This is a genomic window from Pseudomonadota bacterium, from assembly GCA_018823285.1.
Taxonomy (GTDB): Bacteria; Desulfobacterota; Desulfobulbia; order Desulfobulbales; family JAGXFP01; genus JAHJIQ01.
This window is the reverse complement of the sequence record JAHJIQ010000074.1, coordinates 1-17,319: the sequence shown is the minus strand read 5'-3', so window position 1 is coordinate 17,319 and position 17,319 is coordinate 1. Positions and strand designations below refer to the sequence as shown.

Genomic DNA, 17,319 nt, shown 5'->3' with positions numbered 1-17,319 from the left:
CTCCCGGCTTTTACCTGTTGCATCTGATCTTGATCAGATCCCGTTCAAAATCATGACTGTCATCATGTTCCGGCACATGACAGCGAACACAGACCTTGCCGGAGACCTTTCCTGTTCCGGAACGACCCTCGCTTGCAACATGCTCTTTCCCCGGTCCATGACAAGCCTCACACCCTACCGTGCGCAGGGTATCAGTGAGAGTTAGGGCGCTGGCGACATTGTCAAAATCAATTCCGGTAAGGTGACAGGGAAGACAGTCAAAGTCATTCTGCCTGTTCTTCCTGACCAGGGTCTCATAGGCCCCGGCATGCCTCGTTTCTTTCCATGTCGAAACAGCCCCCCGGTGACAATTCAAGCAGGCCGGCCAGCCGAGATATCCGGGTGGCGCCACGACATCGGACTCCGCAACCGGGTCTGTTCGTTCCCGGCTGAGCGCCGCTACATTTTCCCGAATCTGCATGACCACCGCCTGCACGCCGGGGTCGTCGCTGACCGTGTCTGACATTTCATAGAAACTGTTGGTATACAGCGAAAGTTTCCGGCTCTCTATTCTGCTCTTCAGCTGGGAAACTTCACCGGCCAGCACCTCTTTTTTTCTTTCCAGATTGCCGATCCGGGTCCTGTTTTCTCCGTTTCCCGCCATTTTGTTCAATTGGGACATGGTCCGGTCAAGATCAGCCCCCTTCTCGATGAGGAGAAGGGTGTCTTCATCGGGCTCTCCCCATCTCCCCCCTCTGATCCAGCTGACGGTAAGCGCTCCCACATATTTCCCCTGCCGGCCGGTGGATGCGATCAGGGTGGAAGGGGCTATCGCTCTGGGCGAGTGGTTCTCCAGGTCCCCGCTCGCCCTGATGATCAAATTCACCTCGGGGTGGCGTCTGGAGATGGCTGCGCAGAGATCAGGGGCAAGATCGGTCAACAGGATGATGAACTGATGATTTTGTTTCAGATTGCTGACCAAAGGCGGAAAAACTTCTTCCCAGTTCCTGATCGCTGCACCTTCATCAAGCAACCGGGCCTCCGCAATCTCCGGCGAGGTCAGACCGGTTATCGCCACCCTGACCCCGCCTACCTCTTTGCTGATATGGGTCTGGAAATATGGCAGGCCGGATTCTTTTTCGACAAGATTACCGCTCAGCCAGGCAAAATTCGATTTCCGGGCAAGCTCCTGCAGGAGCGAAAGACCGCCGGCCAGATCCTGTCCGGCAACTCCCACCGCGTCGTAACCGATTCTGTTGTAGGCCTCCACAATCCCGTGATCCTTGGCCCTGATCTGTTCAAATTTATAGCGATGAGGCCTGATACTGTCGAAAAACAGTGCCCCTCCATCGACAATCACCCAGGGTTCATTCCCGTTATTTTTCAACTGGCCGAACTGGAATGCTTTTTTGGACAGACCGCCCAACTGCTGGACTTTTCACCCGCAGGGTTCTGTTTCCCCATGGACGTTGTTTGAATATAACACTCTGAAACTGTTCGGCATTCCGGCATAAGCCGCCGCACAACAGCCTGCCGCCGCAAGAACCGAAATGATAATCATGGATATCTGTTTGTTCATCACACCTGTTTTCCTCTCCCCAAAAAAACAAGAAGGCAAGCAACCTGCTGCCGGTTAAAGGACAATAGCATATTAAACACCCCGCCAGAACAAAAAACAAAAATCGGATGCCTGATACCTCCCGGGCGTGTTGTGTGACAGAAGTCACACTCGACAAATCTTTTTCATCACCCGCCTGAATAATCATTATAATATGGGAAAGGAAAACGGATACACCCCATAAACCGTTGCGGGTTTCCTTGAGATGAATTTCCTGCGCCTTAAACCATCAGGTTGACGGCTGTCTGCTCAAAGGAAATGTTATCCTGCATTGAACATAAAAATATCTGCAAGGAGGACATCATGAAAAGCTGCACCCTGAACGATTTTATGCAGGAACTGAACCCCTGGCTGGATAAAGACCATATCCGCGAAGCCTTTATCGACAATAAAGGCCATTTTGTCCTGATGTTCAACGACGGCATGAAAAACGTCTACGATATAAACGACTGTAATGAAACCCAGATTATGGAAGTGCTGAACGACCTGAAGAGGAAAGGTGTGAACGTGCATTAACGGTTTTCGAGAATCTAAAAATAAAACCTTCACCAAAAATGAAACCAACCAAAGGAGAAATGAAGATGAAGAAATTACTCTTCGTTGTTTTCGGATTGCTTTGTTTGACCTTCCCCATACAGGCGTTGGCTGCCGACACCACCTGGCTGGTGGACGAGGACCATACCGCATCACATTTTGCCGTGGAGCACATGGGGCTCACCATGGTCAGAGGCAGCATCAATGATGTGAAAGGCAAAATGGTCCTTTCCGACGACCAAAACCACCGGGTGCAGCTTGATCTCATCATCGACCCGTTCAGCCTCTTCACCGGGATCAACAAAAGAGACCACCACCTGTTAAGCCCGGACTTTCTCGATGCGGCCAAATACCCAGCCATTACTTTCGTGTCAACCGCCACCTCAGCTGCCGGCAAGGGAGAATTGAACCTGACCGGAAACCTTACAATTCACGGAATCACCAAAGAGGTAACGCTTCTCTTTACCGGCCCCACCGAGGAAGTGACTGATCCCTGGGGAAACAGGCGCAGGGGCGGCAAAATCACCGGCATCCTGAAAACGGCCGATTTTGGCCTGAACTGGAACAAACCGATGCCGAACGGTAAAAGTATGGTGATCGGTGAAAATATCGAGGTAACCCTGGACCTGGAAGTCGGCATCCCGGCTGAAAAGAAACAGTAGAGAGACCGGCTTCAGAAAAGACCGCCTCATCTTGCCGGCGGTCTTTTCTGATTCAATGTTTGAACCAGAGTGAGGCTGAAAAAATGGATTACAAAATCAGCAAAGTGCAGATGGAGGATGAATTTAAAACATGCCCGTCATGCGGGTACACAGATGGTTTTCACTCGATGTTCAAAAAGGAAAAAGGGATCTCCAGATGGCTCTTTATCTGTCCTTCCTGCCATACAGTTTTTGATATCGGCCTCACCGCGGACTCGGTCACTGCACGGAAACCCTGATAATCTCAACCACATCTTTTACCGTTCCTTCACTCTCCTCATCTCCGGCCTCGATTTCAAAATGCCGGATATCGTCGGGATTAAAAGTTACGTCGTGGGCCTTTTTCTCCTTGCGCCACCAGTCGGGCACCCGCATTCGGTGATGCGGCGCTTCAATCTCGACCGCCACCCTGCCGATATCGACCAGTTTTTCAACGGGCACCAGTGACTCGTCGTCATCCTCTTTACTGAAGCCCGGCACAAAAGAATAGAACCGGACGTAGAGCGGATGACCATTTTTCGCCCGGCAGGTGATCAGCAGGGTCCGCCCTTTGATTTCATGACTGTCCAGATATCGGGTGAGCCCCGCATAATCCTCTGCACCGTCACTGACCCGGTACGACCAGCTGCCGCCGCCTCCAGCCTTTTCAAGAAACCTGCTGTGCGAGCCATCGGAGGCAAACGCCTCCCAGCTGCCCTCGACTTGTTTCTTGGCCTGAAATATGCCATCCGGGCCGAAATTCCTGCCCAGCATCTCGGCCAGATTACGGGCCACCTCTTTCAGATCATCTTTTTCATGGTAGGGAATATCCTCGGTGGCAACGATGACCCCGGTCCGGACATCGATCAGCCTGCCGCTCAAGTCGGAGGTCTCGTCAGGCCGCAGGTCGCTGCCGCCCAGGATATAGTCCACCCCGAGCAAGGCCCCGACCGCCGCCGAATCTCCCGAGGTGAGGCCGGCCATCGCCATCTTCTTTTCCTCGAGAATCTTTTTCAGCAGAGTGCGCTCAACGACCTGGATCCTCCCCTGCCGGACCAGTTCTTCGGTCAACAGCTCGGCCAGCATCGCCCCCAGTTCAGGCACGGAATGGCCTTTCCCCTCCAACGCGAAATCAGCCACCGCAACTCTTGCCTTTGCCGGGTCGGCGAAGGCATCGGAGATCATGGCCCCGGAGCAAAGCACAAGTGACAGGCCAAAACATATTCCCCCGGCAATCCACAATCGGCTCAACATGATCCATCTCCGCATAAAATTTTCACCGTCACTGGGAACAACCGGCGCCTGAAAGCAGTAAAAAAAATTATAGCACAGGGCGCCCCCTTTGCAATTGTCTAAATTATGACAAACCGGTCTCTTTCATGGCCCTCCTTCAAGATGCTGTTTGCATTCCCAACCCGTATATGCTAAAAGCTTTGCTTCACATTTTTCATATTTTTTGATCACATAATCAGTACCTTGGTTGCACCGTGAGGCACTGTTTCTTAAAAGGAAAAATTATGACGACCCGGAAAATCATCTATACCGAAATCGACGAAGCCCCGGCCCTGGCCACCTATTCCCTGCTGCCGATCCTGAAGGCATATTGCAAAGGGTCCGGGATTGATATCGATCCCTGGGACATCTCGCTCGCCGGCCGGATCATCGCCAATTTTCCAGACAACTTACGTGAAGAGCAGAAAATCCCCGACTATCTTGCGGAACTCGGCAGGCTTGCCAAACTTCCGGGCACCAACATCATTAAACTTCCCAACATCAGCGCCTCGATCCCACAGTTACAGGAAGCTGTGAGAGAGCTGCAGGAGAAGGGCTATGATATTCCGGACTATCCGGAAGAGGCGAAAACCGAGGCCGAAAAAGCCCTGCAGAAAAGGTTTGCCAAAGTGCTGGGCAGTGCGGTCAACCCGGTTTTACGTGAGGGGAACTCCGACCGCAGGGCCTCGGCATCGGTGAAACGGTTCGGCCTCAAAAACCCCCATAAATTAATGAAGGAGTGGCCTGCCGATTCACAATCTCGGGTCGCCCACATGAGCGGCGGCGATTTTTACGGGACCGAGATCTCCGCTACGATCGGCAAGGAATGTGAGGTCCGGATCGAATTCGTCGCCGAAGACGGCAAAACAACGGTCCTCAAAGAGAAGACCGCGTTGCTCGCGGGCGAGGTGGTCGATGCCTCGGTCATGAATGTTCGTTCCCTGCGAACCTTCTACCAGGAGCAGATCAAGGCGGCAAAAACAACCGGCGTTCTCCTCTCTCTGCACCTGAAAGCAACGATGATGAAGGTCTCTGACCCGATCATGTTCGGTCACTGTGTGTCGGTTTTCTATACGGACGTTTTTACGAAACACGCAGAGACCATCAAAAAACTCGGCGTAAACCTCAACAACGGCCTCGGTGACCTCTACGCGAAACTCGAAAAACTTGATGCCGCAAAGCGCGCCGGGATTGAAGCAGAGATCATGGCCGTGTATCAGAAAAACTGCGAGCTGGCGATGGTCGACTCCGGCAAGGGGATCACCAATCTGCATGTGCCGAATAATGTGATCATCGATGCCTCAATGCCGGTGGTGATCCGCGACGGCGGCAGGATGTGGGGGGCAGACGACAAACTCCACGACTGCATCGCCATGATCCCCGACCGCTGTTACGCGACGATCTACCAGAAGGTGATTGAGGATTGTAAACAGCACGGCGCCTTCAATCCTGCCACCATGGGCAGTGTCGCCAATGTCGGCCTGATGGCGCAGAAGGCGGAGGAATATGGTTCGCATGACAAGACCTTCCAGGCCCCGGGCAACGGGACGATCCGGATCGTCGACACTTCGGGAGAGACCCTGCTGGCGCAAAAGGTTGAAGAAGGAGACATCTTCAGGGGCTGCCAGACCAAGGATGCGCCGATCCGCGACTGGGTGAAACTCGCGGTCACCAGGGCCCGGGCCGCCAACACCCCGGCCATCTTCTGGCTCGATGAAAACCGGGGCCACGATGCCGAGATTATCGCCAAGGTCAAAAAATACCTGCCGGATCACGACACCACCGGCCTTGATATCCGGATTATGACTCCGGACGAGGCCATGGCGTTCACCCTGGGCCGGGTCAGAAAGGGCGAAGACACCATCTCGGTCACCGGCAATGTGCTGCGGGATTATCTCACCGATCTCTTTCCGATTCTGGAGCTCGGCACCAGTGCCAAGATGCTCTCGATCGTGCCCTTGATGAACGGCGGCGGGCTTTTTGAAACCGGGGCCGGCGGCTCCGCGCCCAAACATGTCCAGCAGTTTCTAAAGGAAGGGCATCTGCGCTGGGATTCCCTGGGTGAGTTCTGCGCCCTGGTCCCGTCGTTTGAGCATATCTACTCCACCTTCAAGAATGATAAGGCCAAACTCTTTGCAGACACCCTTGATCGGGCCATCGGCAAGCATCTGGAAAATGAGAGATCGCCTTCCCGAAAGGTCGGCGAGCTGGATACCCGGGGCAGCCATTTCTACCTCGCCCTCTACTGGGCTCAGGCCCTGGCTGAACAGGATGACGACCAGGAGATCCAGGCCCGTTTTGTGCCGGTGGCAAAGGCGCTGGCCGACAATGAAGAACAGATCATCGCCGAGCTGAATGGCGCCCAGGGAAAGCCGGTGGACCTCGACGGCTATTACCGCCCGGACCAGGAAAAAACCATCCAGGCGATGCGCCCCAGCCCGACCTTTAACACCATAATCGATGGGATGTAGTTTTTTTTCAATCGTGCAAAATGTGAAGCCGCAGCGAATTTCCCGCTGCGGCTTTTTTTTATAATGCCACTCTTATCCTTCGCCGGGCTCAGGATGAACGGTATAGCGGGATATAACGGTAATTTCGCTCACCCTGAGCCCGTCGAAGGGTCTTCCTGGGCCTGGGCAGTTCCGCGGAACGTTGGGCAGTTCCGCGTTGTTTAATTGTTGAATCAAGAAGCCCTTATTCAACAATTAATGTCCCGCGCCTCAACAATAAGGGACGATTTTTTTGATCATTAAAGCAATCTCACCGTAGGGTGCGCTCAGCGCACCACATTGTGCTGAGGAAAAACATGAAATCATAAACCCTGGAATACGCCCAAAAGCGCTCCTTAAATATCGAGTGCAAACCGTATTGCCCGCCCGACCTCCAACATTTTCGTCCGGGGCAGGGATGTGATCAATGCGCCAACTTTTCCTTTGGAAACTGTTTGCAAATGATCACAATTGACAGCACAATCCTTTGGCATACCGTCAATCGTCGAGAGAAACACTTCTGATGGGATATCGCGTACGGTAGTTGTGATGGGTGCGATAGTCACCTCTCCCAGATATGCTAACACGGAATCACGCGTCAGAATAAGGACTGGACGTTGTTTATCCGGGGCCAGGAATTTATACCAACGTATTTCGCCGTGTTTCATTCATCCCCCCAGGCCTGCTCTGTTTCCCAAATTGAAAACTCTTCCGAGGCTGGCGGATTTTGTTCGTACCCACGACGATGCTTAGACTCAAGCAGCTCGATCTTATATCGGTCCAGTGCATCCTGCAGAGCCTTTCTTGTAAAAGCGGAACGACTTGTGTGGAGTTCCTTTGCAATGCGATCGACCGCTTTGACGAGATTATCATCAAGGGTCATTTGAATTGTTCTCATATCTCACCTCCATAATGTGGCTTTTTATAGCTATATTAATCCACATCAGGGGAGAAGTCAAAACAACCGATGCTACGGCTGAATTGTGGTCGGTTCGAATGGATCAGGTCGGCTGATTATTAACAACCCTGTGATCCTCTTCCATCTCGGAGGCCTCGATCTCTATCCCATCTTTTTCTGAGGAGACGAGCAACAGAAAAATTGAAAAGGACGTCCCGCCCCTTCTCTGCAGGAATCGCCCCTGCAACCGATGATGAATGCTGCGCCTGGCCGGTTGGAAGTTGCACTTCGAACTTGAATCCGCGTTAGATAAACTGACCCCTGAATCCAGGGCTCCGGATGAGCGGTATAGCGCGATATAACGGTAACTCCGCTCACCCTGAGCCCGTCGAAGGGTCATGGCCCGAAATTGAAGCTCCCCGCGGCAGATAGCAAACGGAGTGCGACTTCGAACCACGGGGAATCTCCGTATGGAAGGTTACTTGCATCAGATTCGCTCACTAACCCCGCAGCAGATAGTGAACAGCGTGAGACTCGGAGTCTCCTTTGCAGTCGCTTACCTCGAGCTGCGGGGAATGCGTTTCGCTGTGCATGTTCACCCGTTTTCCGGCGAACAAGACCCGCTCAACATTCCGCTCAGGGCGTCGTTGCGAGCCCAATCCCGCGCCGTTCGAGAAGACTTCCTTCCACGAGATAGAGGGCGACCAGCGCCTGCCGGTAGTTGACCACCGCTTCGACCTCGCCGATGGAACTTTCCAGGAGGTCCCGCTGCGCCTGGGCGACCAGCAGGGCGGTGGTCGCGCCGACATCGAAGCGCTCCTCTTCGGCCTTCGCCGTTTCCTCCTGCAGGATTCTGGTCGCCCTGGTCGCAGCGATCAGCTGCCGGGTCCGTTCAGCCTCGTTCACCGCGAGCCGCACGTCGAGCTCAACCAGCCCCTGAAGATTTTCCACCGCTTCCATAGACTGCTGCCAGGTGGCCCGGGCCGCCAGATCCCGCCCTTCGGCCTGCCGGTTGCCGAGAAAATGGCTCAGGCGGATCCCGCCGGACAGGTCATGACTGTTTTCATCGAGATTGCGGAAGGAATCGGAAAAGGATTCGCCATAACCCGTCTTGCCGAGAGAAATAAAGAGGTCCAGTTTCGGCAGCAGGCCGTTGCGGGTGGTGACGATTTCCAGGCGGTGCAGCTTCTGGCGCAGACGCGCTTCGTTCAAATCAGGACGGGCTTTCCTTGCCAGCTCCAGCCGGTCCTCCAAATCGCTGATCGGTACAGGGTCGATCAGCGGCTTGCTGGTGGCGGTGATTTGAAAATCGAGCCCACCGGCGGCCCCCCCGCCGGGATTGATCAGGCGCAGAAGCCGCAGTCTTTTTTCTTCAAGGGTGCTGCGGGCATCGATCAGGGCTTGCTGGCGTCTGGCGACCTCGGCATGGGCTGCCGCCACTTCAATCTTCGGCAGAATGCCGACCTCGATCCGCTGACGCACCTCATCCAGCTGCCGCCGGGCAATGGCCAGGGAGTGTTCAAAGATCTCAATCTTCTGCCGGGCCAGCACATAGTCCCAGTAGGCGGTTTCACTTTCGGCGAGAAGCGCCTCGGTGACTCCGTGCAGTTCATGGATGGTTGCCTCGGTATTGAGTTCGGCCTGCCGGACCCTGGCCAGATTCACCGCCGGACCGAAGCCGCGCAGCAGAGACTGGGTGACGCTGAGCCCGAGCCGGGCTTTCTGGTCCAGGGCAGAAGCCCCCGCTTCGCTGCGGTCATGGGCCAATGACGCCTCCACCATGGCCCCGGAAGAGAGTTTCTGTCGCACCCCGACCACCGCCTCGCTGCCGTCCTCTTCAACGGTGTCACTCGTTTTCTCCGAGGTAAACTGAAGTTCACCAAACAACTCCGGATCAAAAACCCCCCGTTCAATCTGCGCAAAAGTCCCGGCAAGAACCGGGTTGATCCGGCTCACCCGGAGGTCCCGGTTATTCTGCAGGGCCAGGATGACGGCCTGCTCGACCGAAAGTTCAAGGGGTTTCCCTTCGGAAAATTCAAAGCCTGGATCATCTCCGGTCCGCGGCTGCAGTTCTTCCGGAATGGCAACCGGCACCACTTGTCCCAGGGTGTTGTAACGGATGCTTTCCGGATCCGGAGCAGCCCCTGCCCGATTCTCCGGCAGGCTGCAACCAAAGAGCAGGAGACCCGGGATGAACGGGAGGATGGCCAACAATCTGTGCAGCATTCCGCTCTTCATCGGCCACCCGCTTCCGTATCCGGATGAAAGAGGGAATACACCGCCGGGATCAGCACCAGGGTAATCAGGGTCGAACCGGTGAGGCCGCCGATCACCGCCCGGGCCAGCGGGGCCTGGGCATCAGCCCCCTCGCCGATCCCCAGGGCCAGCGGCAGCAGGGCGAGAATGGTGGTCAGGGTCGTCATCAGGATCGGTCGCAGCCGCCGCCGGCCTGCTTCCGCAACCGCCTCCCTGACCTGCATCCCGCCGGAAACCAGCTGCCCGGCCTGGTCCACCAGCAGAATCGCGTTGTTGACCACGATCCCGCCCAGCATGATGCACCCGATATAGGATTGCAGATTCAGGGTCGTCCCGGTCAGAAAGAGAATGAGCAAAACCCCGATCAGGGCCAGGGGCACGGAAATCATGACCACCACCGGGTCGATCAGCGATTCGTACTGACAGGCGAGTACCATGTAGACTAAAATCAGGGCCAGGATCAGGGAAACGACGAGCTCCCGGAAGGCTTTCTGCTGTTCCTCGAAGGTCCCGGAGACCCGCAGGTCATAGCCCGCTGGCCGGGAAATCCGGTCCAGCACGACCTGGGCATCTTTTGCCACCGAGCCCAGGTCCCTTCCGGAAACGTTTGCCTGGACGGTCACCAGCCGCTGCTGGTCCTTCCGGTCAATCAGGATCGGCCCACGGCCCGCCTCGGTGCTCACCAGGTTGCGGAGCACAACCTGCCCCCCCCGGGAAGTCGTCAGGGTGAGATTGAGAATCTCGTCCAGCGAGCGCTGCTCGGCATCCTTGAGCTGGACGAAAATACGATACGAGTTGCCCTCCGACCTGAACTCCCCGGCTTTTGATCCGGCCACCGCGGTTTCAATGATCCTTGCCACGTCCCGGATACTGAGCCCCATATCCGCCACCTTGGCGCGGTCGATACTAATCTCCTGTTGCGGAATTCCGGCCAGGAGATTCCCGGTTTCGACATCGGTGACGCCGGGCACCCCGGCCAGCGCTTTCCCGACCCGGTCGGCCAGGGTCTCCAGCCTTTGCAGATCAAAGCCCCGGATCTCAACGGTGAGCCCGTCGTCACCGCCCAGAAGCCGTTCCAGCAGAAACTGGCCCTGGGGGGCACGGGTCCTTATTTTCATGCCGGAGATCTTGCCGGTCAGGCGTTTACGCAGATCTTCGGCAATTTCCACATTGGACCGTTTCCGCGCCGCGGCCGGAACCAGCGAGAGGGTGATATCACCACGGGAAATCGCGTTCGCCCTCCATCCCGTGGAACCTACGGTCGCCACCGAAGAGACCGCCTCCGGAACACCCCTGGTGACAATCTCCTCCATGAGCCGGCTCTGCCGGTCAACCAGTTCCAGACGGGTGCCGATCTCCATTTCACCGCTGACCCGCACCTCCCCTTCGTCGCTCGGCGGCAGAAACTCGGTGCCGATAAAGGGCAGCAGGAGCAGGCTGAGCCCCAGGATTCCTGTGGCCGCAAACACTGTCCGCCACCGGTTTTCGAGCACCAGGAGCAGAAGATCGCGGTATCTGTTGTTGAGCGCCAGGAACGCATCCTCCGACGCGGCAATCAGTTTACCGATCCGAGCGCTGTAAATTTTTTTCTCCTGAGAAGGTTGTTTCATGAGCTTTGAGGCAAGCATCGGCACCAGGCTGAGCGCCACCAGCAGGGAGCAGAGCAGCGAAAAGATAATCACATAGGCCAGCTCCTGAAACAGGATCCCGGTGACCCCCCGGACAAAGATCAGCGGCAGAAAGATCACCAGGGTGGTGATGGTGCTCGCGATAATCGCCGGGCCGACTTCAACCGCCCCCCGGACCGAGGCGTCATCGGTTGACTCATTTGCCTCGTCGCGGCGGCGGAAGATATTTTCCAGAACCACGATGGAGTTGTCGACCATCATCCCGACCCCCAACGCCAGCCCGCCCAAGGTCATGAGGTTTAAGGTAAAGCCGCCGAAATAAATCAGGGCGAAGGTGGCAATCACCGAGATCGGGATCGCCAGGGAAATGACCATGGTGCTGCGAATATTGCGCAGGAAAAAGAGCAGCACCAAAAGGGCCAGACCGCCTCCGTAGAATACTGATTTGATCACGTTGGCGATGGAGCGCTCGATAAAATTTCCCTGGTTGACCACCGGCACGATTCTGATCTGCGGAAAGGCCTCGTTGGCCGCCTCGATCTCGGCCAGGATCTGCTTGGAGACCTCGACTGTATTCGCGTCTGCCTGCTTGCGGATCGCGACCCGGATCCCCTGTTTGCCGTTCACCCGGATGATCCGCGACAGTTTCTCGTAGGTGTCCTTCACTTCCGCGATCTGGCCGAGGGAGACCGTGGCCCCGTTTTTTTCCATGATGACCGTGCTGCGGATCTGGTCGAGATTGACGAATTGTGACGGCGCGCGAAGGGTCACCTCGAACCGGCCCTGCTCGATCTTGCCGGCCGGCAGGTCGAGGTTCGCGTCACGGATCGCCTGCATTACCTTGTCCAGCGGGATGCCCAGGGCATTGACCCGGTCCGGGTCAAGTTCGATGCGGACCTCCCGGGTAAAACCGCCCCAGACATCGACCTGGGCCACCCCGGGGACCCGGGCGAAACGGTAGCGGATCTGATCCTCGATCAGCTCGGTCATTTCCACCGGGTCAAGATCGCTGGAAATTCCGAGGATGACCACCGGATAGCTGCCGATATCGTATTTTCTGACCCGGGGCCGGACGATGTCGTCGGGCAGTTCGTTGATCTCATCCTCGATTTTCGAAAGAACATCCAGGGCCGCGGTGTCGATATCCGTCCCCCAGACAAAGCCCACCCGGATGCTGCTGTTCCCCTCCGACGACTGCGAGGTCATCTGCTCGACGTTCGGCACCGTGGCCACGATCTCCTCAAGGATCTGGGTGATCAGCCGTTCCATGACCTCCGGGCTCGCCCCCTCATAACTGGTGCGGATGGTCAGGGTCGGCAGTTCGATGGTGGGCAAGAGGTCGATCCGCAGACGGCTTAACGAGACCAGGCCGATGATGATGACAATCATGGTCACCATGGTGGTGAAGATCGGCCGCCGAACGCTGAAAAGCGGGAGGTTCATCTCTTTTCCACCTTTTTCCCGGTTGCAGCGCCGCTCTTTTCCTCATCACCGATAATGATGGCAGAGCCGTCATCCACCAGCTGGTGACCGAGGGTGACCACCCGTCCGGAAAGCCCCTCGCCTTCAATCTGCACCCGGCCCCCTTCACGAATACCGACCTGCACCGGTTTCCAGGAAACGGTCAGCTTCTCATCGTTGACCAGAAAGATACCGGCCTCTTTGTCCCGGACAACCAGCGCCTGTTCCGGGATAATGACCGCATCAGAGACATTCTGAAGCTCAACAACGGCCCGGATGAACATCCCCGGTTTCAGCCGGAACTGCGGGTTATCGATGGTCAACTCAATCCTTGCCTGCCGGGTTGACTCCTGGAAAACCGGAGAAATCCGGTCGATTCTCCCCTCAAAAAATTCTCCGGGATAGGAATCGGTTGTCAAGCTCGCGATCTGACCCGGCTGCATCCGGGCGTAATCCTGCTCGGTCACAAAGATGATCCCGGTGATCGGGTCCAGGGCAACAATCAGGATCAGGGGGGCATTCGCCGAAACCGTCTGTCCTTCATCCACATAGCGTTCGGCGACCACCCGCCGGTCATCATCACCGGACCAGTTTGCGCTGACCTTGGTATAGCCGAGCCGGATGTTCGCTGTTTCCAGTAACGCCTCAGCCCGTTTCACCTGGGCCCTGGCCACCGCGAGCCCGGCCTGTTTGGCCGACTGGTTCGACATCACCTCATCAAGCTGGGATTCAGAGGCGATGCCCCGCGCCTGCAGGGTTTTGACCCGCTCAAATTCCCGGTCGGCAACCGTGAGAGCGCTTTCCGCCTCACCCAGATTGGCCCGGGAAACCGCGAGATCCGCCTTGGCCTGGGCAATGGCCTGGACGTACTCGTCGTTGTCAAGTTCTGCCACAATCCGGCCGTTTTTCACGGTGTCGGCAAGATTCACGGTCAGCCGCTCCACCCGCCCGGCAACCTTCGGCGCCACCACAAACTCGGCCCTGGCCTCCAGGGTGCCGTTAAAGGTTCTCCGCAAAGAGATCGAACCCCGCTCGATCGCGGCAACTTCAACCGGGGCGGACTTCTCTTTCTTGCCACCCTTGGTCCGCCCGTTCTGTTTCTGCATATTGGTAAAAAGAAACCAGGAACAGATGGCCACGATGAGAATGACCACCCAGAAGCTCTTTTTTTTCATGATATTCATTACCACGACAGTCGGCCCTCTTCTGTGAAATTGTCGCCCGGCGCAAACCCGATCCTAAGCTTGAGCTTTTCAGGTCGCCGGACAGAACCGGAGATCATTCCGCCTATTAGGTGGAATATAGTCTCTCTCAACGGGCGAGTACAGAAAAGATTCCGCCGGTCCGCCCTACTTAACACACCCCGGCCAGGTTCCTGAAGGCAGTCCGCTCCTGCAGATTGCCGACCACCGCCACCATATCTCCCTCGCGAAACGAATACTCCGCCTTGGGATTGTGGTGGAACACCTCACCCTGAATAACACCGACAATGGAGGCGCCGGTTGTACTGCGAACGGCGGCGTCCTTGATGCTCCTGCCGAGCAGAGGACTCTGGGACACGATGGTCACCCAGGAAATTTCCAGCATGTCCTTGATGTTGTCAAGCTTGGCCAGAAGCTGATGGGCCTGGCTTGCCTGATAGATCGGGGCATAGAGTTCCTGGCGCACCGCATCGGTATACTGCTGGATCGCCGCCACCGGGATTTCCAGATGGATCAGGGCCTGCCGGGCAATTTCGAGCCCCGCCTCCATCTCCGGCAGCACCGCCATATACACCCCGTTTTCATACAACTCCCTGGCCTGCCTGACCCCATCGGCCCGAACAATGGTGTGCAGTTCAGGCTTCAGACGATGAGTCTGTTTAACGATGGCCTGAGCGGTCATGACCAGCGGCGTGGTTATCAGCAAAAGCCTGGCTGACTGCACTTTTGCAACTTCGATTACCGTCTGCTGGCTCATGTCACCATAGATCACCGGAAATTTCGCCTTCTTGCACTCCAGCATCCGCTCGTGATTCAGTTCAACGATGACAAAGGGGAGGGAAAGTTTAGTCAGGACCTGGGCGATGTGCTGCCCGACCCGCCCGCCTCCTGCAATCACCACATGATCTGCAAGCCCGATATGCGGAATGTTTTCCGTTTGCATCGGCTCATACTTGAACAGTTTTTTCCTTAATTTATAGAGAGGGGTCGCCAATGCTGCGGCAGAAGGAGTTAAAACCATGCTGATCAGCGAGATGGCGAGAACCAGCGAGTAGAGATTCTGGTCGATCGCTTTTGCTTCCATGCCCACCCGGGCGAGAACAAAAGAGAACTCCCCGACCTGAAAAAGACCGAGACCGACTGCGATCGGGACAATGTTGATATACCTGAACAGGGCGCTTAACACGTAAAAAATAAAACCCTTGAAGAGCGCCACAATCAAGACCAGAGAAAGGACCATTCTCCAGTTGGCAAAGAAAAAGGCCGGGTCGAGGAGCATTCCCACCGAGGTAAAAAAGAGCAGGCCGAAGATATCCCGCAGCGGCACAATATCGCTTAAGGCCTGGTGGCCATAATCGGACTCGCTGAGCACCATGCCGGCAACAAAGGCGCCGAAAGCGAACGAAAGCCCGAAAAGATAGGTGGCATAACCGATCCCGAGACCGATCGCGGTGATCGATAAAACAAAAAGCTCCCGGGAATTCCACTTGGCCACGTACGACAGCAGCCGCGGCAGCAGCCGGCGCCCGAGATAGAGCATCAGGGTGAGAAATACCACCGACTTGATCACCGCGATGGCCAGCAGCGGCAGTCCGGCCTTCGGGTTTGAAAGCTGGGGCAGAATAATCATCATCGGGATGACCGCCAGGTCCTGCACAATCAGCATCCCGACCATCACCCGGCTGGAAAGGGTCCCGATCAGTCCTCTGGCCATCAGGGTTTTCAGGGTCACCATGGTGCTGGACAGGGAAATCAGGGCACCGAACCAGAGAGCGCTCGTCCAGGACCAGCCAAGATAAATTCCCAGAGCAAACCCCACCCCGATGGTGAGGACTATCTGAATCGGCGTGCCGATCAGGGCGATATAGCGGACCGGTTTTAATTTACTGAACGAAAATTCCAGGCCGAGGGCGAAGAGCAGAAGGGCCACCCCGATTTCAGCCAGCAGTTCAATTTCATGAATATCAGCAATCAATCCGGTGGCGTAAGGCCCGACAATGATCCCGGCAAAAATATACCCCAATATCAATGGCTGCTTGAGCTGTTGGGCAACAAGCGCGCCAAGCAAAGCAGCCACCATGAGCGTGACAATATCCGCAGCGACTCCCATATCAAACCCCTCAATTAATTTCTCTGCCCTGTCGAATCAGGCATTCCTATTAAAGCAAAATCCATTTCATTTTGTTACAAATCATTTTGGCTGAAAATACCAGAGAGAATCCGGAATGAAAGAGAACCCGGTTTCCTGATTTGACATTACCCTGTACCTGTTGTACAAATTGTACATAAAGTACAAGAGGGAGGTGACATATGGCTACCACAATTTCTACAGCAGATGCCAGAAAACATTTCGCAGAGATCGTTAATAGGGTTACTTATGGCAAAGAACCTATTGTTTTGACGCGTAGGGGGCAGGAGGTTGCGGCTTTGGTTTCTATTGACGAGTTTGAATTGCTCCAACAGATTGAAGATCATATTGATATTGAAGATGCAAAGAAAGCCCTCGCAGAGCCTGGTGAAAATATTTCTGCCGAAGAAGTATGGAAACAGTTGGGACTTTAGTCTATGCAGTACTCTGTAGAATTTCGCCCTGCCGTCCTTAAAAGCTTGAACCGTTTTCCCAAACGGGACCTGGCACAAATCAGGAAGAAGATCGAAGAACTTGGCAACAACCTGCCTTCCCCAAATACCACAAAGATGAAAGGGGATAACACTTTTCATAAAGTTCGATCTGGTGATTACCGAATAATTTATGAAATTCATGAAGCCAAGTTGGTCATTTTGGTTGTAAAAATTGGGCATAGAAAAGACGTCTACAAAAAACTTCCCTAATCTTCTCTTCCGGGTTGCCGTCCCGCATGATTTTGTTGTTAGCGTTTTTTGATTTTTATAAATCTAATAGTTTTGCACCATGTATGACTCTAAGTATGTACATGGAATCATTTGTAATTTTGTATATTGCTCGATATTGTTTATGGTTAATATGTCTGTAATCGGTGCCGAAAAAACTATTTTCAGGGATATATGCAAAACGTTCGGGAAATGTGTCTAAACTGTATATTTTCTCCTCCAACTCTAGGATAAACTTCTTTGCATTATTTAGGTTGTCGGCAGCAATGTAAAAGAAGATGTGTTCGAGATCGCTTTGGGCATTTTTAGTTACACAACTTTCCGGGTTTGGATATTCTCCCGATAATTAAGGAGTCTCGGCGACTTGATAGTGCATGTATTCCACATGAAGCCAGAATCCAGAAGTCAGAAGCCAGGAGAAAAGCTTTAAAATCAGTCATTCTGACTACTGG

13 protein-coding genes and 1 pseudogene are annotated in these 17,319 nt (G+C 54.9%); 5 read left to right on the top strand and 9 right to left on the bottom strand.

Going from position 1 to position 17,319, the window contains the following annotated elements; genetic code table 11:
- Positions 1-10: 10 nt before the first annotated feature.
- Complete coding sequence (locus KKG35_16120) at positions 11-1,405, bottom strand: hypothetical protein (GenBank protein ID MBU1739654.1); 1,395 nt, start codon at positions 1,403-1,405, stop codon at positions 11-13.
- 495 nt (positions 1,406-1,900) lie between these two features.
- Here KKG35_16120 and KKG35_16115 point away from each other — a divergent pair, with 495 nt between their 5' ends.
- A complete protein-coding gene (locus KKG35_16115; GenBank protein ID MBU1739653.1) occupies positions 1,901-2,113 on the top strand; it encodes a hypothetical protein in 213 nt (70 codons plus the stop codon).
- Between the two features lie 65 nt (positions 2,114-2,178).
- Positions 2,179-2,793 carry a YceI family protein gene (locus tag KKG35_16110; protein ID MBU1739652.1) on the top strand — a complete coding sequence of 205 codons (615 nt, stop codon included), beginning with the start codon at positions 2,179-2,181 and terminating at the stop codon, positions 2,791-2,793.
- A 258-nt stretch (positions 2,794-3,051) separates the two neighbouring features.
- Here the strand turns inward: KKG35_16110 and KKG35_16105 are convergent, their stop codons facing one another.
- Positions 3,052-4,065 (bottom strand): CsgG/HfaB family protein, encoded by a 1,014-nt coding sequence (locus tag KKG35_16105; GenBank protein MBU1739651.1) that lies wholly within the window; start codon positions 4,063-4,065, stop codon positions 3,052-3,054.
- 263 nt (positions 4,066-4,328) lie between these two features.
- On the opposite strand from KKG35_16105, the gene KKG35_16100 reads away from it, so the two are divergent.
- Entirely contained in the window at positions 4,329-6,554 is a 2,226-nt protein-coding gene (locus KKG35_16100; protein ID MBU1739650.1) for an NADP-dependent isocitrate dehydrogenase, read from the top strand.
- Positions 6,555-6,928: 374 nt separating this feature from the next.
- Here the strand turns inward: KKG35_16100 and KKG35_16095 are convergent, their stop codons facing one another.
- The 6 genes from KKG35_16095 to KKG35_16070 all read right to left on the bottom strand — a co-directional run bounded on the left by KKG35_16095 (position 6,929) and on the right by KKG35_16070 (position 16,127).
- Entirely contained in the window at positions 6,929-7,240 is a 312-nt protein-coding gene (locus KKG35_16095) for a type II toxin-antitoxin system PemK/MazF family toxin (protein MBU1739649.1), read from the bottom strand.
- Positions 7,237-7,470: a ribbon-helix-helix domain-containing protein gene (locus KKG35_16090; GenBank protein ID MBU1739648.1), complete on the bottom strand. Its 234-nt coding sequence runs from the start codon at positions 7,468-7,470 to the stop codon at positions 7,237-7,239. The genes KKG35_16095 and KKG35_16090 overlap by 4 nt, the downstream gene beginning before the upstream one ends.
- 636 nt (positions 7,471-8,106) lie before the next feature.
- A complete protein-coding gene (locus KKG35_16085; protein ID MBU1739647.1) occupies positions 8,107-9,696 on the bottom strand; it encodes a TolC family protein in 1,590 nt (529 codons plus the stop codon).
- Between the two features lie 8 nt (positions 9,697-9,704).
- Entirely contained in the window at positions 9,705-12,797 is a 3,093-nt protein-coding gene (locus tag KKG35_16080) for an efflux RND transporter permease subunit (protein MBU1739646.1), read from the bottom strand.
- On the bottom strand, positions 12,794-13,999 hold the full coding sequence (locus tag KKG35_16075) for an efflux RND transporter periplasmic adaptor subunit (protein MBU1739645.1): 1,206 nt from the start codon (positions 13,997-13,999) through the stop codon (positions 12,794-12,796). The genes KKG35_16080 and KKG35_16075 overlap by 4 nt, the downstream gene beginning before the upstream one ends.
- Before the next feature lie 169 nt (positions 14,000-14,168).
- Entirely contained in the window at positions 14,169-16,127 is a 1,959-nt protein-coding gene (locus KKG35_16070) for a cation:proton antiporter (protein MBU1739644.1), read from the bottom strand.
- Positions 16,128-16,327: 200 nt separating this feature from the next.
- Here KKG35_16070 and KKG35_16065 point away from each other — a divergent pair, with 200 nt between their 5' ends.
- Both KKG35_16065 and KKG35_16060 read left to right on the top strand, forming a co-directional pair.
- The gene (locus KKG35_16065) at positions 16,328-16,579 is read left to right on the top strand and encodes a type II toxin-antitoxin system Phd/YefM family antitoxin (GenBank protein ID MBU1739643.1); all 252 of its coding nucleotides are present in this window, start codon (positions 16,328-16,330) and stop codon (positions 16,577-16,579) included.
- Between the two features lie 3 nt (positions 16,580-16,582).
- Complete coding sequence (locus tag KKG35_16060) at positions 16,583-16,849, top strand: type II toxin-antitoxin system RelE/ParE family toxin (GenBank protein ID MBU1739642.1); 267 nt, start codon at positions 16,583-16,585, stop codon at positions 16,847-16,849.
- A gap of 55 nt (positions 16,850-16,904) precedes the next feature.
- On the opposite strand, the pseudogene KKG35_16055 reads toward KKG35_16060, so the two are convergent.
- Positions 16,905-17,177: pseudogene (locus KKG35_16055) on the bottom strand (type II toxin-antitoxin system RelE/ParE family toxin).
- Between the last annotated feature and the right edge of the window lie 142 nt (positions 17,178-17,319).